General features: G+C 34.2%; 14 protein-coding genes. 11 read left to right on the top strand and 3 right to left on the bottom strand.

All coding sequences use genetic code 11. The features are described 5' to 3' along the window. The first annotated feature begins 2 nt into the window (after nt 1-2). The gene (locus CLOLE_RS18430) at nt 3-2,123 is read left to right on the top strand and encodes a M56 family metallopeptidase (protein ID WP_013658634.1); all 2,121 of its coding nucleotides are present in this window, start codon (nt 3-5) and stop codon (nt 2,121-2,123) included. 83 nt (nt 2,124-2,206) lie between these two features. On the opposite strand, the gene CLOLE_RS18425 is transcribed toward CLOLE_RS18430, so the two are convergent. Together CLOLE_RS18425 and CLOLE_RS18420 are read right to left on the bottom strand one after the other, a co-directional pair. After that, nucleotides 2,207-3,496 carry a M18 family aminopeptidase gene (locus CLOLE_RS18425; protein ID WP_013658633.1) on the bottom strand — a complete coding sequence of 430 codons (1,290 nt, stop codon included), beginning with the start codon at nt 3,494-3,496 and terminating at the stop codon, nt 2,207-2,209. 90 nt (nt 3,497-3,586) lie between these two features. Beyond that, nucleotides 3,587-4,450, bottom strand: a complete 864-nt coding sequence (locus tag CLOLE_RS18420; RefSeq protein WP_013658632.1) for a hypothetical protein — start codon at nt 4,448-4,450, stop codon at nt 3,587-3,589. 183 nt (nt 4,451-4,633) lie between these two features. On the opposite strand from CLOLE_RS18420, the gene CLOLE_RS18415 reads away from it, so the two are divergent. Then, on the top strand, nt 4,634-6,889 hold the full coding sequence (locus CLOLE_RS18415; RefSeq protein ID WP_013658631.1) for a heavy metal translocating P-type ATPase: 2,256 nt from the start codon (nt 4,634-4,636) through the stop codon (nt 6,887-6,889). Nucleotides 6,890-7,298: 409 nt separating this feature from the next. On the opposite strand, the gene CLOLE_RS18410 is transcribed toward CLOLE_RS18415, so the two are convergent. Next, nucleotides 7,299-8,021, bottom strand: coding sequence for a hypothetical protein (locus tag CLOLE_RS18410; RefSeq protein ID WP_013658630.1), 723 nt, complete (start codon nt 8,019-8,021; stop codon nt 7,299-7,301). A gap of 224 nt (nt 8,022-8,245) precedes the next feature. Here CLOLE_RS18410 and CLOLE_RS18405 point away from each other — a divergent pair, with 224 nt between their 5' ends. The 9 genes from CLOLE_RS18405 (at nt 8,246) to CLOLE_RS18375 (ending at nt 23,358) form a co-directional block, all read left to right on the top strand. Further along, nucleotides 8,246-9,505, top strand: a complete 1,260-nt coding sequence (locus CLOLE_RS18405) for a DNA polymerase Y family protein (RefSeq protein ID WP_013658629.1) — start codon at nt 8,246-8,248, stop codon at nt 9,503-9,505. A 68-nt stretch (nt 9,506-9,573) separates the two neighbouring features. Beyond that, entirely contained in the window at nt 9,574-9,729 is a 156-nt protein-coding gene (locus tag CLOLE_RS23375; protein ID WP_013658628.1) for a hypothetical protein, read from the top strand. A gap of 332 nt (nt 9,730-10,061) precedes the next feature. Further along, on the top strand, nt 10,062-13,460 hold the full coding sequence (locus tag CLOLE_RS23670; protein WP_013658627.1) for a glycoside hydrolase family 48 protein: 3,399 nt from the start codon (nt 10,062-10,064) through the stop codon (nt 13,458-13,460). Between the two features lie 94 nt (nt 13,461-13,554). Beyond that, entirely contained in the window at nt 13,555-16,950 is a 3,396-nt protein-coding gene (locus CLOLE_RS22115) for a glycoside hydrolase family 9 protein (protein WP_013658626.1), read from the top strand. A 266-nt stretch (nt 16,951-17,216) separates the two neighbouring features. Further along, complete coding sequence (locus tag CLOLE_RS18390; RefSeq protein ID WP_013658625.1) at nt 17,217-17,939, top strand: LytR/AlgR family response regulator transcription factor; 723 nt, start codon at nt 17,217-17,219, stop codon at nt 17,937-17,939. Next, complete coding sequence (locus CLOLE_RS18385) at nt 17,932-19,245, top strand: sensor histidine kinase (RefSeq protein WP_013658624.1); 1,314 nt, start codon at nt 17,932-17,934, stop codon at nt 19,243-19,245. Before CLOLE_RS18390 ends, CLOLE_RS18385 begins: the two co-directional genes overlap by 8 nt. A gap of 105 nt (nt 19,246-19,350) precedes the next feature. Continuing rightward, nucleotides 19,351-19,488, top strand: a complete 138-nt coding sequence (locus tag CLOLE_RS23170) for a hypothetical protein (RefSeq protein ID WP_013658623.1) — start codon at nt 19,351-19,353, stop codon at nt 19,486-19,488. A 163-nt stretch (nt 19,489-19,651) separates the two neighbouring features. Further along, the gene (locus CLOLE_RS18380) at nt 19,652-21,829 is read left to right on the top strand and encodes a peptidase domain-containing ABC transporter (protein WP_013658622.1); all 2,178 of its coding nucleotides are present in this window, start codon (nt 19,652-19,654) and stop codon (nt 21,827-21,829) included. Further along, nucleotides 21,829-23,358, top strand: a complete 1,530-nt coding sequence (locus tag CLOLE_RS18375) for an HlyD family efflux transporter periplasmic adaptor subunit (RefSeq protein ID WP_013658621.1) — start codon at nt 21,829-21,831, stop codon at nt 23,356-23,358. Before CLOLE_RS18380 ends, CLOLE_RS18375 begins: the two co-directional genes overlap by 1 nt. Nucleotides 23,359-23,429: the final 71 nt, after the last annotated feature.

Raw genomic sequence — 23,429 nt, 5'->3', positions numbered from 1 at the left:
GCATGTTAGGGGAGGTTTGGCTTAGTACAATAGATTTATCGATTGTGATAGGCGGTATGATTATTGTTTTATTGATGTTAAGGTCCTTTTTGTATAAGAAAATTGCACTTAAATGGTGGTACGGTATATGGCTTGTTTTAGCCATAAGATTATTGATTCCTTTTAATTGGGGAGCACAAATGAATTTAATACAGATAGGTGAAAGTTTATTTAAAAATTATCAGCAAGAAGAAATACTGGCACAAAGTATAGATGCCTCTCAAGCTGAGGCTTTAGTGGGATTAACCACAGAAAAGGATTCAACAAATGAAAAATTAAGTAGTAGCTTAACAAGTAATGATTCAATAAATAAAGGTAAATTAGAACATCAAATAGAAGATTTAAAGATGGGGGATAATAGCAAGTATGTAGAAAGTACTCTAAAGTTGCTCCTAAGTTATTTTTGGCTAATAGGCAGTACACTGTTTCTAAGTTATCACTTGGTGCTATACCTAAGTTTTCGTAAATCATGTAAACGATGGAACCAGACAAGTAGAGACCAGGTTATTAACCAGGTATTTAAAGAAATCTGCAGAGAACTCCATATTACAAAACCTATTGAAATTCAAGTGTGTAAAAAGATAGATTCACCTATGGTAATGGGCTATTGGCGCCCTAACATTTTAATACCTAGTAAGAAGTATGAGGAACAAGAATTATATTTTATATTGAAGCATGAACTACTACATTATAAATATGGGGACCTATGGTATAAATTATTGTTAATAAGTGTAAGGGGAATACATTGGTTTAACCCATTAGTACATATTATGGCTAAATATGCAGAAGAAGATTTAGAAGTTGTTTGTGACAGTCGGGTTTTAAAGGGAGAAGTACCTGAGACTAAGAAGAGTTATATGGAAGTTATTTTAAAGGTGGCAGATAGCTCTCATCAAAAAAGTATAAGCCTTTCTACACAGTTTAGAGGCAATAAGCAAACTTTAAAACAACGCTTTGAAGTTATAGTTAATGGGCATAAGAAGAAAAAAGGCTTGGTAACATTTATTATGGTTACTTGCATTGGTTTAGTAAGTGGGTGTGTAGGGATTACAAGAGAAGTAGCAAAGCCTTTAGAAAAGGCAAGCATAGAAGATATAGGCGAAAAAGATTTAAAATTAGAGAGTCAACAACCTACTGGTGTAATAAAAGAGGAAACAGAAGATAAACAGGTATTAATGATAAGTGGATATGAAATAAGGGTACCTGAGCAGTGGACAATACAAAATTTTAATCAAGGAGATAGTGAGGGGCAAGATGTTTATTCTAGTATTAATTGGCTATATAAAGATAATCAAAGAATGGGGGGAGTGCGATTAATAAACAATAAAATATCCATGGAGGACGCGTTTAATGTCTTTGGCTTGCCAGTAAAAGGGAGAGAGATTGAACAAACCAGTATACAGGGCTATAGCGTGCCATTAATAGAAACACAGTATAAAAAAGATGGTAAAACCTCTTATATACAATATGTTTTTTATGATTTACCGAATCCGCCACCTTACGGCTATGCTCTCTTTTTTGATTTGGAACAAGTGAATAAGGAAGAAATTAATCAGATTTTATCCAGCTTTAAAACACCAGATTTAGGGGAGGATTTAGACAAGCTTCCACAAAAAAATAGAAAGCCACTTACATTAGAAGAGGCTAAAACTAGTGCTACTTATAGAGTAGGTATAAAGGATGGTACTGAAGAGGCTTTTAATTGGGATAAGCTAGACAACTTTATAGAAAATCAGAAGAAAGGTATTCCAGATCAATTAGATGTACTTACTTATATAGAAACAGAAAATGGTCTAGTCATTAAAGATTGGTATTATATTATATTTGATGGGCAAGTAGCTAGAAGTTTTGGATATTACATGCTAGATGATGGGAATTATACCTATGATAATATGCCGATTATTTTCAGTAAAATTCTAAAAAAATATTACCCACAAGAAAGTATTATTACGTATCGATTGGTTGGTGAAGATGGCGATGAAGAAAATACGATGAGATTTTTCCAAGTATCAACTACAAAGTCAACAAAAGATTCTTTTGAGACTACAAAGGAAGAAAAAGCAACTTATATATTACTTAAATAAACTTCAAAACAAAAGTTTGTAAGCATAAAAAAGTCCTGATAGGAAATCTAGAAATTTCCTATCAGGACTTTTATTTTGACCTTTTATAGGCTAAAGAAAGCCTTCATAGCTTCACATGTATAAATAAAATCTTCAGCTGCCATAAGTTCTCTAGCTGAGTGCATAGCAAGCATTGGTGTTCCAATATCTACTGAGCGGATTCCTAAGTGAGAGGCTGCTACAGGACCAATAGTAGAGCCGCCTCTTTCATCAGAACGATTAACAAAAGTCTGGTATGGAATATTATTAGTCTTACAAATACCAGCAAATACAGCAGCAGAATCGCTATCTGTACTATAACTAAAGTTGGCATTTACTTTAATAGCAGGCCCTTTACCAGGAAGTACTTTATTAGTAGGATCGCTTTTTTCCATATAGTTTGGATGAGAAAGGTGAGCTACATCTCCAGATAATATAAAAGAGTTATCAAGAGCTATGAAAAGCTCTTCTCTCGTTTTACCAAAAGCTAAAAGAATACGTTCTAAGGTGCGAATTAAGTAAGGAGAATCTGCACCCTGTCTTGTGTGACTTCCTACTTCTTCATTGTCAAAGCAAACAAACATAGAGATACCTTTTTGTGAGCTGTTATGAAGGATGGCATTTAAACCACTATAAGTCATAGAGAGGTCATCAAGTCTTGGTGCTGAGATAAATTCTTCCTTTAAACCTACACACATACTTTTTTCAAAAGGATAAAGGAAAAGATCAGCATCAAGAATATCTTCAGCTTTAACGTTAAGTGCTTCGGCTAATACTTCAAGGATATAAGATTCTTTAACTGCTTCGTGAGTATAGGTAAGAATTGGAAGTGTATCCTTTTGTTTATTAAAGTTAACGCCTGTATTTACCTCACGATTCATATGAATAGCTAAGTTTGGAATAATAACAATAGGTCTATTTAAGTCTACAAGGTGTGTTTCTGGATGAAGTAAATCATCAGATTTTAAAGCCACACGACCAGCAATAGAGAGGGGTCTATCAAACCAAGTACTTAAGATAGCACCACCATAACCTTCTGTATTAAGTTTAACATAGCCATCTGTATTCATTTCAGCATTTGGTTTAATTCTAAAGCCAGGTACATCACCATGAGTACCAATGATCTTAAAGCCTTCATTAATAAAATCGTTAGAGTTAATAACAAAAGCAATAAGAGCAGAATCATTAAGCGTCGTATAGTATTTGCCACCTACTTGAAGGTTCCAAGGTTTATTAGGTTCTAAATAGCAAAAGGACTCTGTTTCTAAAATATTTTTACAAGATGCAATGGTATGGAACATAGTTGGACTTGCATCAATGAAATTCATTAGGTTAGTTGTTAAAGTATTAATCATTGTAAGCCTCCTTAAATGTAATCTTGCGTAAAAGCAAGTTCTGTAGTTATTATACATGGAAGCTAACCTTTTTCATACGGTTAAGTGTAATTAATGTACTTGAATTTCTAACACAAAAGTTTGTGGAGGAATAGAGAGTGTCATAGCAGGACTTACACGAAGTGTAACAAGTGAACCTACTTTAAGTGAATTAATATTAGATTGTTTTGAACTGTCATCAAAGCTGAGTTTAGTTTTTTGATCATACCTAATAATAGTTTGTACATTAATATCTTTTGCATCAGCACCTTGAGGTGTTACTGTAAAGTAATTTTCTTTATGGTTTACTTCTGCAACTACCATTTTGTCTAAAGTAATAGCTTCAGAAGTAATTTCAGTAGATGAATCTTCTTCAAGGATGGTAATGGTAAAGGCAGCTGTTTGAGGAGGAATAGAACGTGTCATAGCAGGACTATGAGTAGCACTAATAGTCATTCCAGTCTTTAAATCATTGATTTTGTAGATTGCTTTGTTAAGGTAATGTTTGATGTGGGTATCATCACCAATATTTAAAACTATGTAATTGTTTACTTCATCAGTTTTACCTTCAGGTAAGATAGTTACTTGTTTAGTTTCAAGAGAAATTTCTTTAATAGTAGCTTTGGCAATGGTTATACTTTCAGAAGCTGGTGTTTCTGGAGTTACAGGAGTAGTTGGTGTTACAAAGCTTACCACATTGTCCTTGTAGCTTACTTCAAGCCCAAGTGCATTTGCGAGCTCAGCTACAGAAACATAGTTCTTATTATTGTAGTTAAGTGTTTGTGTACCCTTTAAAATAGTATTGCCATCTAAGGTATATTGAACTGTTGGATTAAGCATGGCTTTAACATGCTTTAAAGCTGGAGCGGCAATAAGAGATGTACAAAGTAAAATAGATGTCCCTATAAGGGTAATAGTAAGTTTTTTAGATAACATATAAATACCTCCTAAAATTTGATTTTATTATTTAGACGTTTATATAAAGCTAAAAGTTTCATTTTATTTAGAAGATAAATAAAAAATATTTGTATTTAAGAGATAATGTTGACAAATGAATAAAGTAGGCATAATATATAAGTAAATATATGAGCAATCATTCATATGAGAAGAGGTGGAAGTATGAAGTATATATTCAGAATTGAGAATTTGGATTGTGCCAACTGTGGTAATAAAATAGAAGTAAGACTTAATAAAGAGCCTTATATTAAAGAAGCTATTTTGAACTTTATGTTAAAGAAACTCACTATTCATGTTAAAGAAGAGGAAGCGGAGCATTATCCAGAGGAAAAGCTTAGAAAAGACGTAGAGAAGCTAGCTGATGAGATAGAAAAAGGTATTAAGATCCTTAGTGTTGTAGATGAAGAAGAGGTATATATAGCACCACCTCATGAGGATTGTCATTGTGATGTTCATGACCATGAAGGAAGCTGTGAATGTCATACACATAATAATGAAGGAGGACTGAGTAGAAATGGGCAAAAGCTTACTTCAGTTCCTAAGGATAAAAGGGATAATGCTATCAAAAGTTTTTTGGAATCTGAGAAATTAGAGCCTACTTTATTAATAGTAAGTATTATTTTACTTGCTATAGGAGCTGTTTTAGACCAATCCATTCTTCTTATCATAGCATATATTTGTGTAGGCTATGATGTTGTCATTAATGCAGCTAAGAATTTTGTAAAAGGTAAAATGCTAGATGAAAACTTCCTTATGACTATTGCAACAATAGCTGCCTTTGCAATTGGTGAATATCCAGAAGCAGTAGCGGTTATGGTGTTTTATAAAATAGGTGAATACCTTCAAGGTAAAGCTGTTAATTACTCTAGAAAAGAAATCGAAAAGGCTATGGATATTCGTCCAAGTTTTGCTAGAGTCATTCGTAATGGAAAAGAACAGGTGGTATCACCAGAAGCAGTTTTAAAAGGTGAGATTATTGAAGTAAGAGCGGGAGAAAAATTACCACTAGATGGTGTTGTAATAGAAGGAACAAGTACTTTGGATACATCAATGCTTACAGGTGAAGCGCTACCTGTTGTGGCACAATTAGGAAGCAAGGTCTTAAGCGGTTCTATTAATAAAGAAGGTGTTATTAAAGTAGAAGTTACAACTAGCTTTAAAAATAGTACAGTTTCAAAGATTTTAGAACTTATTGAGAATGCTAGTAGTAAAAAGTCTAAGTCTGAGAATTTTATTACTAAATTTGCTAGATGGTACACACCTATTGTAGTAGGTTTAGCCGTTTTAACAGCAATTGTACCTTCTTTAATCACAGGAAACTGGCAACACTGGGTTTACTCAAGTATTATTTTTCTAGTTATTTCTTGTCCATGTGCATTAGTTGTTTCTGTACCTCTTGGTTTCTTTGCTGGAATAGGTGCAGCAGCACAAGTTGGTGTTTTGGTTAAAGGAAGTAACTATTTAGAAGAGCTTAATACAATTGATACAGTTGTATTTGACAAGACAGGAACCATTACAAAGGGTGAATTTGGTGTAAGTCAAATCATTGCTCAAGGAATGGCAAAGGAAGAACTTTTAGCACTAGCAGCACGTATTGAAGCAAAATCTAATCATCCTATTGCCAAATCTATTGTAAGTGCTTATGGTAATCTAAAAGTTGAGGAGATCATAGGCGAGTATAAAGAAATAAGTGGTGAAGGGATTGTCGTTAATCAAGGTGACTCAGTATTATTAGCAGGAAATGAAAAGTTAATGGCACATTATCAAATTGATTATAAACAAGAAGAGGAGATTGGCTCTCATGTTTATGTAGCAAGAGATGGGCAGTATCTTGGATGCATAGTAGTAGCTGACCAAATTAAAGCAGACAGTAAAGCTGCTATAGCCAAATTAAAAGCAGGTGGCATTAAAAAAGTGATTATGCTAACTGGAGATAAAAAAGAAAATGCATATAAGATTGGTAATGAAGTAGGCATTGATACAGTTCATGCAGAGCTTTTACCTCAAGATAAAGTAACGAAATTAGAAGAAGCTTTAAAAGGTGGTAAAGTTACTTTTGTGGGAGATGGTATTAATGATGCGCCTGTACTTGCTAGAGCAGATGTAGGTATTGCTATGGGTGGTGTAGGTTCAGATGCAGCTATTGAAGCTTCTGATATTGTATTAATGACAGATGAATTATCTTCCATTGCTGATGTGATGAGCATTGCTAAACGTACTAGAAAAATTGTAACCCAGAACATTGTATTTGCATTAGGGGTTAAAGTAATTGTACTTGTACTAGGGATTTTAGGAATTGCAAATATGTGGTTAGCTATTTTTGCAGACGTAGGCGTTTCACTTTTAGCAGTTATTAATTCTATTCGCGTTCTAGGAAAGAATGTGGGTTATGCTTTAAGAATGGTAAGAGGCAAGTAAAATTTGTCGGTGACTTTACGGGTTGTTTGGGCGGAACTGAGAGAGGGTGACTATCCTACGTGGTTCCGCTCCGCATTTTCAGTAGGCACTAAGCTCACTTTTTTGGATGAACGCCCACAAACTCGGTTCCCTCAAACACGTGGGCTAAGTACCATCCAAAACGTTCACTAAGTGCCTACTGAAAATACTCCGAAGTCACCCCGTCAGGACAGTCACTCTCTCTCAGTTCTAGCAACAACAACGCATAAAGCTACTTTCCTGAAGTGTTTTCAAGAAAAAAGATGAATTGTTATCGTTACGCCCTCTCCCTCATTTTCTCCCAGACGGATTTTTATTTTTAATAGAATAACACCTCTAAAAACAAGAAGGAATGTTACCTAGTAACATTCCTTCTTGTTTTTAGCCATGATTATTCATAAGCGATTAGATCTAGATAGTATTTGCGCAAATGTTCGGCTACTTGAAGTTTATTTGCTGGAATGGGGATTGAAATGATATAAGTTGGTGTATCATCTATATCATATTGACCATAAACGAGTTGAAGAACAGCTTCTGGGCCTTGAGTGATAATGACGTTTTCGAGAAAATAAATAGATTTTTGTAAGCCATAAAGTTGATTCATAAAGTAAATAGAGTCTTCTCCAAAAACGACTTCTGTAGGAATTTTCAAAGCTTTTTCGTAGTAAGTTAGTATGCATCGAATACCTATAATGAATGCAAGAATAATTAAAATAGCAAGGGTATATCCTGTGTAAAGGATATGAGTACCGCCGCTATAAGCAAACACAAGAGAAAAGATAATTCCAAGTATTAAGCTTAAGATAGCTGTAGAAATAGTATTATTTTTCTGTTCAGATAAAGCTGCTTTAAGTGTGGAAGAACTACTAATATCATAAGTCCAGTGTGCAAGCACAGGAGCATGATGATCAATAAGGGTTTTGATTTTTACATATTTTCTATAATGAACAGCAGAGGCGATTAAACCAATGATAATGAAGCAAATAGAAAAGAGGAGTAATGCACTTTTGCTGGAGTTAGGAAGAGTCTGTAGTAAAGTAGCAGAGATAGTAAAGGTAATGCCTAATAAAAAAATGGAAAACCATAAAATACAGTGAATAGCTTCTTTTTTCATAGTATCCCTCCTTCGGACTTATGAAAGGAGTGTCTATAGTCATTATATGTAGTAGGAAGAAAAAAGGTTAATATAAAATGATAAAGATTATGGTGAATTAGCTTTCCACGCAGGAATAAATATGGATAGTAGTATACTTTCGTACTAGGGAGATAGGTATTTACATAGAGAGTAGATTTTGATACAATAACATCAAACGTATGTTCGATTGGAAGAGTGGTGAAATGGCAGAGAAAGTTATTTTTCATGTAGATGTTAATTCAGCTTTTTTAAGTTGGGAAGCAAGTTATAGAAAGCAAATTTTAGGAGAAGAAATAGACTTAAGGGATATACCCTCTGCTATTGGAGGGGACATAGAAAAGCGTAAAGGGGTCATTTTAGCAAAATCTACTTCTGCTAAGAAGTATGGGATTGTCACCGGAGAACCCATTGTGGCAGCATTAAGAAAATGTCCAGGACTTACTATTGTAAAGCCTAATTTTAGTGTATATGTAGAGTATTCTAATAAGCTAATGACACTTTTAAGGGAGTATTCTCCAGTTGTTCAGCAATATTCTATAGATGAGGCATATATAGATATGACAGGGACGGAAGGATTATATGGAAAGCCTTTGGATATAGCTTATAAGATTAAAGATAGAATTTATGAGGAACTAGGTTTTACAGTTAATATAGGGATTTCTTGTAATAAGTTACTAGCTAAAATGGCAGGAGAATTAGAAAAGCCCAATTTGGTGCATACTTTATTTCCAAGTGAAATTGAAAAGAAAATGTGGCCATTACCTGTAGGTGAACTCTTCTTCGTAGGGAAAGCAACGGAGAAAAGTTTAAAATTATTAGGAATTAGAACTATTGGCGAATTAGCAAAAGCTGATGTGAAATTATTGAAGCTTCATCTAAAAAAACAGGGTGAGATTATTCATCAATATGCTAATGGTGTAGATGCTTCAGCAGTAGAGGAAGAACAAGCACCTCATAAAGGCTATGGAAATTCTATGACAATTCCGTATGATGTGAATTCGGTAGAGAGTGCTTATCTCGTATTATTGTCCTTGTGCGAAACAGTAGGCACTAGATTAAGAGCAGCAGAGGTAGAAGCTAGTTGTTTGGCAGTAAGTATTGTAGATACTTTTTTTGAAAGAAAATCACATCAAATGGTATTACCAAGCTCAACAGCAGTGACTAAAGAATTATATAAGTATTCTTGTAAAGTATTTGAAGAACTATGGGATCACAAAACACCTATTAGGCAATTAGGCGTGCATACAACAAAATTGGAGAAAGAAAGCCATCATCAATTTAATTTATTTGAAACACCTAAGAATAAGAAGAATGAGAAACTAGATAAAGCAATAGATACCATTAGAAATAAATATGGGGAAGATGCAGTTATGAGAGCGGCTTTTGTCGGATCAAAGTTAGACCATATGGCAGGTGGCATTTCAAAAGAAAAGAAAAGCAGCATAACAACAAGTAAGCTTTAAGCTATAAGAATAAATTGCTACTGAGTATCTCATACTAATGAAGAGATGCATAAAAAGGAGGCGAGCACATGGCTAAAGCTGGTATGAGAAGACCAGGAGTTAATGAACCTCATGGCACAGAAAGTAATAGTAAAGGGCATTATAACAAAAATGCTATGGAACCTGTTCCAGAGATTCAAGGCAAAGCAAAAACTGGTAATAAAAAAGCTGGAAGAATTTATTAAAATGTAGAAATAAATTACCACAAAGAACAAATCTTTGTGGTAATTTATTTTTTTTTGTTAGCATGGGAATAAATACTTATGCAACTTATGTATGGATTACCTACACTATATTCAATATGAATTGATAATTAAATTTATGAAATTATAATGAAGACATGAAAAGTAAGAATATGTTTTATATTATCTAATACTAGAGAGATATAGGACTAAAGTGAATTTGGTTTGATTATAAGTATGGTAATAGATAATAAAGAAGGGAGTTGTCGCCTATAGGTGAAAAATGTTGTAAATACCCGTATTAAAAAGTAAATAAAAAAATTAGGAGGAATAGTATGAATAAGAGAAAAACGATGGGGCTTATGAGTGCTTTATTAGTTGGAGCACAATGTTTAACTCCACTTAGTGTTTTTGCAGCGGCAAATACACCTGTGGTTGTACCAGAATCGACGAATGTGTATGAACAGAGATTTTTAGACCTGTATGAGGATATTAAAGATAATAGTAATGGCTATTTTAGTCCACAGGGCGTACCTTATCACTCTATTGAAACATTAATGGTTGAAGCACCTGACCATGGACATGAATCAACTAGTGAAACAGCTAGCTATTATGTTTGGTTAGAAGCTATGAATGGTAAATTCACAGGAGACTTTAGTGGTCTTAAAGAAGCTTGGAATGTTATTGAAAAATATTATATTCCAACAGATTTAGATCAACCAGGTCAAACAGATTACAATCCAAATAGCCCTGCTACATATGCATCAGAATATCCTTTGCCAGATTATTATCCTAGCCAATTACAATTTGGTTTACCAGTAGGTACTGACCCTATTGCTAATGAACTTAAAAGTACCTATGGAACTTCTAAAATCTATGGTATGCACTGGCTTATAGATGGTGATAACTTCTACGGTTATGGTAGAAGAGGAGATGGTGTATCAGCGCCTTCTTATATTAATACATTCCAACGTGGAGAACAAGAATCTACATGGGAAACTATTCCACAACCATCATGGGAAGATTTTAAATGGGGTGGAAAAAGTGGTTTCTTACCTTTCTTCACAGGTGATGCTAACTATTCAAAACAATGGAGATACACAAATGCACCAGATGCTGATGCACGTTTAGTACAAGCTATGTACTGGGCGAAAGACTGGGCAGAAGAGCAGGGCCAAAATATTGATACTTATGTAGCTAAAGCAAGTAAAATGGGTGACTACCTAAGATACGCTATGTTTGATAAGTATTTCATGAAGATTGGTGCACAAGGTAAAACACCAGGACAAGGTTATGAAGCAGCACACTACTTAATGTCATGGTATTATGCTTGGGGTGGTGGACTTGATGCTAACTGGAGCTGGAGAATTGGTAGTAGCCACAATCACTTTGGTTACCAAAGTCCAATGGCAGCTTGGGTTCTTTCAACAGATAGTGATATGATTCCAAAATCACCAAATGCTAAACGTGACTGGGCTAAGAGCTTAGATAGACAAATTGAATTCTATCAATGGTTACAATCTGCTGAAGGAGCTATTGCAGGTGGTGCAACTAACTCATATGGTGGATCTTATGAGAAGTATCCAGCAGGTACAAGTACTTTCTATGGTATGGCTTATGATGCTCATCCAGTATACGAAGATCCAGGTAGTAATCAATGGTTTGGTATGCAAGGTTGGTCAATGCAACGTATGGCTGAGTACTATTATGAATCAGGAGATTCAAGAGTTAAAGGCCTTCTTGACAGATGGGCTGCATGGGCTAAGTCAGAAATTCAATTATATGATGATGGTACTTTTGCTGTTCCTTCTACACTTCAATGGAGTGGACAACCAGATACATGGACAGGGTCTTACACAGGTAACAAGAACCTCCATGTAGATGTTATTAACTATGGTACAGACCTTGGTACAGTGGCTTCTATGGCTAATACACTTACTTTCTATGCAGCAGCAACTAAGAAATACTCTCCAGAACAAGATTATCAAAGTTATGTAGATATAACAAAAGAAGTATTAGATCGTATGTGGACACTTTATAGAGATGATAAAGGGGTAGCTGCACCTGAAGTTCGTGCTGACTACAAACGTTTCTTTGAACAAGAAGTTTATGTACCAAGTAATTACACTGGAAAGATGGCAAATGGAGATGAAATCGTACCAGGTGTAACATTTATTGAATTACGTTCTAAATATAAGAATGATCCAGACTTTGCAAGACTTGAACAAGCTTACAAAAACGGTGAAGACTTCGAAATTACATATCACAGATTCTGGGCACAAGCAGAAATCGCTATTGCAAATGGTACAATGGCTATGTTATTCCCAGGTGATGAAGTAGTTATGAACGTAGCAGTTACAACTCCACAAAATGGTGATGTAATTGAAGTAGCAAAAGATTCAACAGGCATTGCAGTAAAAGCTGATGCTTCTATTGATAAAGGTTCTATTTCTAAAGTAGAATTCTATGCTGATGGTGTTAAATTTGCAGAAGATACAGATGTTAATTATGAAGCAAACTATGTACCAACTAAAGATAATTTAACAGCAGCAGGAACAAAACAAGTAACATTTAAAGTAGTTGCATATTCAGATAAGAATGTTGCTAAAGAATCAGCACCAATCACAGTAACACTTAAGTTCCCAGGAATTGAGTTACCAGTAGTTAACATTGTAAAACCAGTAACAGGTGATGTTATTGATTATAAAGCAACTCAAACTCCTATTACTGTAACTGCAGAAGCATCTGTTAAAGATAGTACAATTGCTAAGATTGAATTCTTTGCAGATGGAACCAAGATTGGTGAAACAACAGGTAATGGTAGTGTATCATTTGTACCAACTAAAGATGGTATGGATGCAGAAGGTATAAAAGAAATTACGCTTACAGCAGTAGCTACATCAGCTGAAGGTGCAAAAGCAACTTCTGAAGATGTTGTGATTAAAGTTCAATTTAAAATAGCTAATAAGCCAGTTGTTGTTGTTACAGCTCCAACTGCTAATACAGTAATTGATGCTACAACAGGCAAACAAACTGTAGCTGTTTCAGCTGAAGCAACAGTAAAAGATGGTACTATTAAAGAAGTAATTATCTACGCTGATGGTAAAGAAATCGGCAAAGCTAATGGTGCTACATGCACAGCAACTTATACTACACCAGATGGATATGGTCCAAGACCAGATGGTATTGTTAATGTAGTATTTACAGCAAAAGCAACAACTACAGATGATATGAGTGCAACATCTGAATCAGTTAAAGTACAAGTTAAACTACCAGTTGAACAAGTAGTTGAACCAAGTGTAAAGGTTAATGTAGCACATAATAATAAAGGTGGTGCAACTACAAATACAATTGGCGGACAATTTGTAGTAACATCAGAGGGCGCTGTAGATTTATCTAAACTTGCTATTCGTTACTACTATACTTTAGAGGGGAATGGAGCACAAACAGCATACAAAGATAATGCTGGTATGAATCTTAATAAAGCACCTTGGTATGTAAACCTTACTCCTGATGTTTCAGTAAATGTTGTTCCAGTTAGTGGAAACCAATACTATATGGAAATTACATTTACATCAAATGAAGTATTAGATGCTGGTGGAAAGATTGATATGGGTATTCGTCTTTCTAAGAGTGATTGGTCAAATTATGATCAAACTAATGACTACTCATATACTTCAGGACCAGTAGTATTATACAATGGTGAAGTTGTAAGTGGTACAATGCCAAACTAATCAAAATCAAATCCCCTAAAGTTTAATATACTAATTTCAATATAATCTCGGTAACTTAGGTTGCCGAGATTATACTCTAAAAGGAGGAAGAATAATGATAGGATTTAAGAAAAAGTCAAAGCAAATAGTTACTTCCGCATTAGCTGTAGGTTTAACATTAGGTACTATGGCTTTTAATGGTGTAGAAGTAAAAGCAGCTACAAACTTTAATTATGGCGATGCCTTTCAAAAAGCATTAATGTTTTATGAATTCCAAAAATCCGGAGATTTACCTGATAATCAGAGAAATAACTGGAGAGGAGATTCTGGCTTAAAAGATGGTGCAGATGTAGGATTGGATTTAACAGGTGGTTGGTATGATGCTGGTGATCATGTTAAGTTCAACTTGCCAATGTCATATACTTCTACTATGCTAGCGTGGTCTTATATAGAAGATAAAGATGTTTATAAAGATAGCGGACAAGATAAATATATGCTTGATGAAATCAAATGGGCTAATGATTACTTTATTAAGTGTCATCCATCTGCTAATGAATACTACTATCAAGTGGGGAATGGTGGATATGACCATGCTTTCTGGGGATCTGCAGAAATTATGCAGATGGAAAGGCCAGCATATAAATTAGATATGAATAATCCAGGTTCAGCAGTATCAGGAGGAACAGCGGCTTCATTAGCAGCAGCTTCTATTGTATTTAAAGATATTGATCCTGCTTACGCAGCAACTTGTTTAAAACATGCAAAAGAGCTTTTAAGCTTTGCAGAAGCTACAAAAAGTGACGCAGGTTATATGAAGCAAGCTAGTGGTTATTACTCCTCATTTAGTGGCTATAATGATGAGATATCTTGGGCAAGCATGTGGCTTTATATAGCAACTAATGATGCAAGTTATTTACAAAAAGCTAAAGATTACTCTTCTGGTTGGGAAAAAGTACCACAAACTGATCAGATTGCTTATTCATGGGCACACTCATGGGATGATGTACATATTGGTACTTCACTTTTGTTAGCTCAGTATGGTAAAGATGATAAATTTAAAAAAGTTATTGAAAATCACTTAGACTACTGGACAACAGGTCTTAATGGAGAACGTGTACCTTATACACCAAAAGGGCTTGCTTGGAGAGACTCATGGGGCTCATTAAGATATGCTACTACAACAGCATTTTTAGCTAGTATATATGCAGACTGGGAAGATGCTGATGCAAACAGAGCACAAACCTATCAAAACTTCGCTAAGTCTCAAGCAGATTATGCTCTTGGTAGCACAGGACGTAGTTTTGTAGTTGGTTTTGGAGTAAATCCACCTACTAAACCACATCATAGAACAGCTCATGGTGCATGGGAAAATAATTTATCAGGACAACCATATGAGCCAAGACATGTACTTATTGGCGCTTTAGTAGGAGGACCAGATAAGAATGATAAATATACAGATGTAATTTCAGACTATGTATCAAATGAAGTGGCATGTGATTACAATGCTGGATTTGTAGGTTTAATGGCAAAAATGTATGAAGACTACGGCGGAACTATCAATCCAAATCTAAATGCTATAGAGAAAGTTGGGGAAGAAATATTCCTTGAAGCAGGTATTAATGCACAAGACAAACAAAATGCAATTAATTTCGTAGAAATTAAAGCAGTTGTTTATAACAGAAGTGCTTGGCCTGCAAGAGTAACGGATAAGCTTGCTTATAGATATTTCGTGGATATTAGTGATGTATTAGCTGCAGGTTATAAAGCAAGTGATATGAAGATTTCAGCTAATTACAATCAAAGTGGTGCTAAAATATCTAGCTTACAACCTTGGGATGCACAAAACGGCATTTATTATGTAGAAATTGACCTAACTGGTGCTAAAATTTATCCAGGTGGTCAAAGTGAACATAAGAGCGAATTACAATTTAGAATTGCAGCCCCAGGAAAATGGGATTACACAAAGAGCCCATCATTTGTGGATATAGCAAGTTCAAGTTCAAATAGCTTAGCAAAAGCAAATCATTTTGCATTATATGATAATGGTAAATTAGTATTTGGTCAGGAACCTTCAGGGGCTACAAAGGTTTATGCACCAACGACAAGTATTGCATCACCAGTAGCAGGAACTATCTTTAAAGATGTAACAGAAGCAAATCCAGTTGTTATTAAAGCAAATGCAGAGGTACAAGAAAGTACTATTTCAAAAGTAGAATTTTTTGTAGACGGTACTAAGATTGGAGAAAGCACAAAGGCGCCTTATGAAATGAATTTTGTACCAAGTGACTACAGTACAGTTGTAGGTACTACAAAGGATTATAGCTTGACTGTTAAAGCAACGGCAGCTAATGGCAAATCTACTACTTCTGAAGCTGTTAAAGTATCTGTTGTTTTACCAGTACTAGCAGCACCAATAGTAGCTGTTACCGCTCCTATTGATGGAACAAGCATAGATATGAGTAAGGGCATTACAGCCATTACTATGAATGCTACAGCTGAAATAGAGAAGTCTACTATTCAAAAAGTAGTATTTTATGTAAATGGCAAGGTAGTAGGTGAAAGTAAAGTGGCACCATATGCAGCATCTTATTTACCAACTGGCTCAGCTAGTAAGTTAGGTGAATTAAGCGAGTATATTATAACAGCTGAAGCAATTGCAGCGAATGGTACCAAAACAATATCTAAACCTGTTAATGTATCTGTACAACTTCCTGTCATAGCAGCACCAGAGGTAGAAATTGTTTCACCTGCTAATGAAGAAACTTTTGCAGAGGTAACAAAGCAAATAGAAGTAAGTGTTGCTGCGGATGTATTAGAAGACGATATTAAGTTAGTTGAATTCTATGCAGATGGCAAAAAATTCGCTGAAAGCACTAGCGCAGTAGATGGCGTATACACAGCTACTTATGTAGCAGAAGGTACAGTTACAGAAATGGGTCAATTAACACCTATTAGCTTTACAGCTAAAGCAACATCTACAAAAGGAAAAACAACTACATCAACTGCTGTTAAAGTATATGTACAGCTTGAAGTAGTAGAAGTACCAGTAGTTGACTTTGTATTAGAGGTTGGCAATACAGGCAATGGTCAAGCATCTACTAACACACTTACAAATAACTTTAAGTTAGTACATAAGAGTGGTAATGATATTGATTTATCTAAATTAGAAATCCGTTACTACTATACTGCTGATGGTAGTGAGGGACAAACGGTATGGTGTGATAATGCAGCAGCACAAATGAATAAAGCACCATGGTATAGTCCTTACACAAGTAAAGTAAGTGGAAAAGTTATCAAAATGGATGCTACTAAAGCAGGAGCAGACTGTTATATTCAAATAACGATCAATGCATCAGAAATGATTTCAGCAGGTACTACTTTAGAAATTGCTACTAGAACAGCAAAATCTAACTGGAGTAATTATGATCAAACTAATGACTATTCTTACGGAAATGCTGGCAAGGTTTGCGTTTACTATGATGGTAATTTAGTTGCTGGTGTAGAACCATAGGTGTAGAAATACGAATAGGTTGTAATTAAAAGTAAAATAGAATAGAGCAAGTAGTTGCAAAAAAGCGATATATTATTCCATGGTATAATATATCGCTTTTTGGAGTTAGTAGTTTATGTTACAAACAGATTAAAAATAGGTGAAATTTTTGTAAAGTTTTAAAAAATAATAAAAATAGTTAAAAAACTTAAACTAATGTGATAATATCTAAGAGTAAAAAGAGTAATAATTAGGTAAGTATACCAATTATTTAGGGGGAGGATAGAATGTTCAGGATTTTTGTGTGTGATGATGAAGAAGTCTTCCGTAAACATTTAGAAGCGCTTTTAGAAGAGTACTTAAAAAGTCGTGTAAAGCAATATGAAATACAATATTTCTCTTCAGCTGAAGAACTCTTAAAAGCTAACTATGAACAGTGTGATGTATTTTGCTTAGACGTTGAAATAGAAAACAGTATTAATGGCATAACATTAGCAAAGAAAATACGTCAGAAAAATTTAAAAGCAGACATCATCTTTACAACTAGCCATCCAGAAGAAGCTCATTGTGCTTTTGAAGTTAACACACTTAGATATTTATTAAAACCGATACAAAAAGAACAGCTCTTTAAAACCTTTGACTTAATTTTAAAGAAAAGGAAAGAAAAGCTTTCAAAACTAATCACTCTTAATCAAGGACAGAGATTCTTTCAAATTCCATTTGCGGATATTATTTATTTTGAAACAGTAGATAGAAAATTACGTGCAGTTACAAGTCAGAAGGAATACATCATAGATAATAAAATTAATGAAGTAGACAAGTTCGTGGCTGACAAGGGATTTTTTAGAATTCATAAATCTTACCTGATTAATTTGGCGTATGTGAAGGAATATGATCAAGCAACTGTAACCATGCAAAATGGAGATGTGGTGTATATGAGTCGTCTAAGGATTAAAGCTTTCAAAGAAAGCTTTCGTCTCTATTTAAAGGAGGCACACCGACTTGGATAAATTAGACTTACTAGCAGGTTTAATAAACTGTTTTGTGATGCAATCTATGTGTTTAAATGCTTTTTTGGATAAAGCTCAACTAACTAGAAAAAGAATTATAAAGTATTTACTTTATGTTGGCGTAATATGTGCATTTATGTTCATTACCCATCAAAAAGTTATATCAGGAGTATTATTCTTTGGAGTTTGCTTTGCTAATTTTCTTTTTGAGGGGACCTTTTTAAATAAGGTTTGGGTCAATTTTTTAGGCCTTGCGGTGATATATGGTATAGGTACCCTAGATTGGATGTTGATTGACTATATTGTAGAACACTATGGACATACTTGGCTTGAGAATCAAATAGTAACAGAGATAAGATGTGCTTTAGAAGGTACTATTTTATGGTTTTTAGGTAAACAAAGTAATATCATTTATAAAGCAAGTGGGCAGTATAAAACAGTTACTAGAAGGCAAGCTTTAGCCATTATATTACTTACTATTACTGCAATGTATACACTTTTTATATGTGATGCAGCTTACTTTGGTGATATTGAGCTCTTGCAAAGTATTAGTGTAGGGACTTATATCCTAATATTCTTTATTTGTATAATTATATTAATTTTAGGAATTAATGAAGAAATGAATAAGCTTTATTATAAATGGAGTAATGAATGTATGAGTGAGCAGCTAGAGAGGCAATTTAAATATTATCATAAGTTAGAAGAGATTAATAAAGAAACAAGGGCTATCAAGCATGATATGCGTAATCATATGATTATTATTAGGAGTTTAGCACAGCAAGGAGAATTACATAAGCTAGAGCAATATATTGCAGAAATGGAGAATACAACAGAGCGACTAGATTATATGGTTCATACTGGACATTCTATTGTAGATGCTATTTTAAATGATAAGTTGCAAATAGCTAAGGAGAAAAATATTCAAATGGAATACGAAGTAAAATTTAGTAAGCAGTTAGGCCTAGATGACATGGACTTATGTGTTATATTTGCTAATAGTTTAGATAATGCTATAGAGGCTTGTGAAAGAGTGGAGGCTAGTAGAGTCAAAAGAATTCAAATGAAAGCAGTCTGTGATCGAGGTTATTTGTTCTACAACATAAAAAATACTGCTAATGGTAGAGTGGAGATAGATCATAAGAAAGAAATTCCTACTAACAAAAAAGATAGTATTAATCATGGTTTTGGCTTGGCTAATATTAGAAAGAGTGTGCAAAAAAATAATGGTAATATCAATATTATAAGTAAAGAAGAGGAGTTTTACTTAGAGATAGATATACCTATTAGTTATAGTGTAACAGCTTAGGTATTAAAAACATACATTTTAAGCAAATACAATAGAAGTGAAATACAAATAACTTATACTAAAGATACTAGGGGTAATATTAATAATCTAAGAGGAGGTAAGTATATGAAAAAGATTAAAGAAGTAAATAAGGTAGAGCATTTTAAAGAATTATCTAAGAGAGAGAAGCAAAAAATTTCAGGTGGTGCACTTGCGTATTGTAGCGCTGTGATGAGAGAATTTATATCAATATTTATTCCATAATTAAATGATTAATACGTATAAGTATATAGTTAAGTTAGGGTATTGTAGATTAATCGAAATACTGTAAATAAGAATGGAAATACTAATAAAAATATTATAATATTTTATTAGTATTTCTTTTTTTTGTGTACAAATATAGCCGGGGGTAGAAAAGAGGGGCGGTATGGCGAAATATTATTGTATCATGCAATACGATATGACAGACTGTGGAGCAGCATGCTTAGCAACAGTTTGTAAGCAATATGGACTCAGTACACCTATTACTAAAATTAGGGAAGCAGCAGGGACGGACACAGAAGGAACTAATGTAGCAGGTATGTTAGAGGCAGCTGAAAAGTTGGGATTTAGTGCTAAGGGGGTTAAGGGTGAACCAGAAGCATTATTAGGTGAGTTTCCTTTGCCAGCAATAGCTCATGTGATTAAGGAAGGAGGCTTAATGCATTATGTCGTTGTGCACAAGATCACTAAGCATGAAATCATCATAGCAGACCCAGCAGATGGTATAGTGACTTATAGCTTTGAAGATTTTACTCGTATATGGTCTGGGGTGCTTATTTTATTAGTGCCAACCAGTGAATTTAAGAAAGGAAAGGAAACAAAGGGCTTATTTGAGCGTTTTCTTCATTTACTTAAGCCACAAAAAGGTATTGTGCTACAAGTATTTGCGGCATCACTTCTTTATACAGCATTAGGCATATTAGGAGCATTTTATATGCAATTTTTACTAGATGATATTTTGCCCTATAATATGTCCAAAACTTTAAATATCCTATCCATTGGCATTCTAATACTTTACACTTTTCAGATGCTACTTAGTTTATTCAGGTCCCACTTATTACTTTTTTTGAGCCAGAAATTAGATATAGCTCTATTATTAGGTTATTATGAGCATATTCTAAAATTACCTATGAACTTTTTTGGGACAAGAAGAGTAGGTGAGATTATTTCTAGGTTTCAAGATGCAGGGCATGTAAGAGATGCTATATCAGGAGCAACGCTAACCATAATGATCGACACGATTATGGTAATAGTAGGAGGCATTATTTTATATATGCAAAATGCGCTACTGTTTGGAATCACCTTAGTGGTCGCTCTGCTCTATGGCGTGGTAGTAGTGAGTTTTAATAAAACCTTGAAGAAGGGCAATAAAGCTACCATGGAAAATAACGCACAACTTACTTCGTACATGGTGGAGTCACTAAATGGTATTCAAACCGTTAAGGTCTTTAATGCAGAGAAAAAAGTAGGGATAGAAACAGAAACAAAATTCATTAAGCTACTAAGAAGTATCTTCAAACTAAGTTTTACGACGAACTTGCAAGGCTTTTTTAAAGGCTTAATAGAATTACTTGGAGGCGTTGTCATATTATGGATTGGTGCCAATCAAGTCCTTCAAGGAGATATGTCCGTAGGTAATTTAATTACATATAATTCATTACTCATTTATTTTTTAAATCCTATTAAAAATTTAATTAATTTACAACCTCAGCTTCAAACAGCTATGGTTGCAGCAGAGCGATTAGGTGAAATCTTAGATTTAGAGATAGAAAATGGAGAAGAAGAATCTAGAAAGATGGAGCCAAAGCATTTAGAGGGAGAAATTTCTTATAAAAATGTCACTTTTAAATATGGCCAAAGGCAGAACGTGTTAGAAGAGATTAATTTAGAGATTAAGCCAGGAGAAAGAATTGCATTAGTAGGAGAAAGTGGTTCGGGTAAAACGACTTTAGCCAAACTATTACTTAATTTATACCCGTTAGAAGAAGGTGAAATATTAATAGACAACAATAATATCCTAGATATTAAAAAAGAGGTCCTTAGAACCAAGATTGCTTATGTCCCACAAGAAACCTTTTTATTCAGTGGGACAATTATGGAAAATCTAGCCCTAGGTTTAGAGCGTATCAGTATGGAAGAAATAGTAGAAGCATCCAAGATGGCTAAAGCACATGATTTTATCAATGAACTTCCACTAAGATATGAAACACTTCTAGATGAGAATGGTGCCAACTTATCAGGTGGTCAGAGGCAGAGGCTAGCTATAGCAAGGGCTATATTAAAGAAGCCTAATATTTTAATTTTAGATGAAGCTACTAGTAATTTAGACTCAATTACCGAAGCAGCTATAGAATCTACTATTAGACAGCTAAGTCGGTCCATGAGCACCATTATTATTGCACATCGATTAAGTACTATTAAATTATGTGATCGCATCTACGTATTAGATAAAGGAAGAATCGTAGAAACAGGGACACATAAGGAACTAGTAAGTATAGGTGGTAGATATGCATCCTTATGGAGAGAACAAATATCAGGATTAGAAGTGGGGGAGGTAAACTAATGAAAGCCATTATTAAAAATATAAATGAGTTATCAGATAGTAAAGAACTCTATGAGACCAAACCTAATCCCTTCTTTGCCATTTTTATCGGACTATTGATAGGAATAGTTGTGGCAGCTATTATATGGATGTATTATGGGGAGATTGATATTGTATCTAAGGGTAGGGGCATGATTAGACCCAATGAACAATTAAGTATTATAAGAAATAAATCAGGTGGAGTTGTTAATAGTAGCAGTTTGCAAGAGGGAAAACGAGTAAAAGCTGGAGATGTCTTAGTAACAATTGACTGTGCAGAGCAGGAAGTAAAGAAATTACAGTTACAAGAAGTGATAAGCGAACAAGAGAAGATATTAGACAATCTAAGAACCTTGAAGAAAAGTATTGAAAGTAGCGTAAATAGCTTTAATAGTGAGCATGATGAAGCTTATGTACAAAAGTACATCCAGTATGAACAAGATTTTGAGACTCTAAAAAGGAGCCAGATAATCGATAGTCAAAACGAGGAGATAGACCTAAAACAGGTGAATTTGAATAAGGCAAGCTATACAGAAAAAATAAAAAAAGCAGAGAAAGATATAGCAGGCTTAGAAACGCTTAAACAATCTGTTAATGAGGAAAAGTCTATTTTTAAAGATATAGATAGTATCTATGCAATAGAGTTTGAGACATATCTGTATGATAGGGATGCTTTAAAGAGTAAATTAGAAGAGGCAAAAACACTTTATAACCTAAATGTAGAGTTAGATGAACAGAATTTGGTAGCCAAAGAAGAATTAAAAGCTTCTAAACAAAAAGTAGGGGAACTCAAAAATCAATTAGATACACAAAAGCTAACACTACTTAAAGAAGTGGAAGAAAAAATTGAAGCCAATCAAACTATAATAGACACATCTACTATAGAGAATAATAAACTAATTATTAGTGAGGAACTCCTGAAAAATAAAGTAGCCAAAAGAAAATTAGCACTTGAGCAGTTTAAGACAGGTGAACTAGTCAAGTTAGATAATCAAATCCAAGAACTAGAAGTTCAATATCAATCGGATAAGAGGAATCTAGAAGGTATACAGATAGCTATAGATGATTGTACTATACGTGCTTCCATAGATGGAACCTTAAATGTAGTACAAGAAATTAATAAAGGTGATTTATTAACGGAGGGAACAGAACTTGGGAAAATAATTCCCGTTAGTGATAGTATTTATAAGGTTGAGATCTTTGTTCCCAATAATGATATAGCAGGTCTTAAGGTTGGACAGGAAATCGAATATCAATTTGATGCACTTTCCTACCGCGAGTATGGCAAGATCAAGGGTCATATTACTAATATTTCTACAGATGCTAGTCAAACAGAATTAGGAGGAATGAGTGGTTATTGGATAACTGGTAGTCTAGAAGATGTAAATCTTTACAGTTACAAAAATGAGCCCGCTGATTTAAAAATTGGTATGAGCTGTAATGCATACATTATCACAGAACAAAAGAAAATATTGTACTATGTTTTAGAAAAAATCAATTTAAAAGAATAATGATTCAGGTTTACTTGTAGGAACGAAGATTTTTTTGCTTCCTACAAGTAAATTTGCTTGACAGGTGATTT

Source organism: Cellulosilyticum lentocellum DSM 5427 (assembly GCF_000178835.2).
Classification (GTDB): Bacteria; Bacillota; Clostridia; order Lachnospirales; family Cellulosilyticaceae; genus Cellulosilyticum; species Cellulosilyticum lentocellum.
This window is presented reverse-complemented; position numbering and strand designations above follow the sequence as displayed.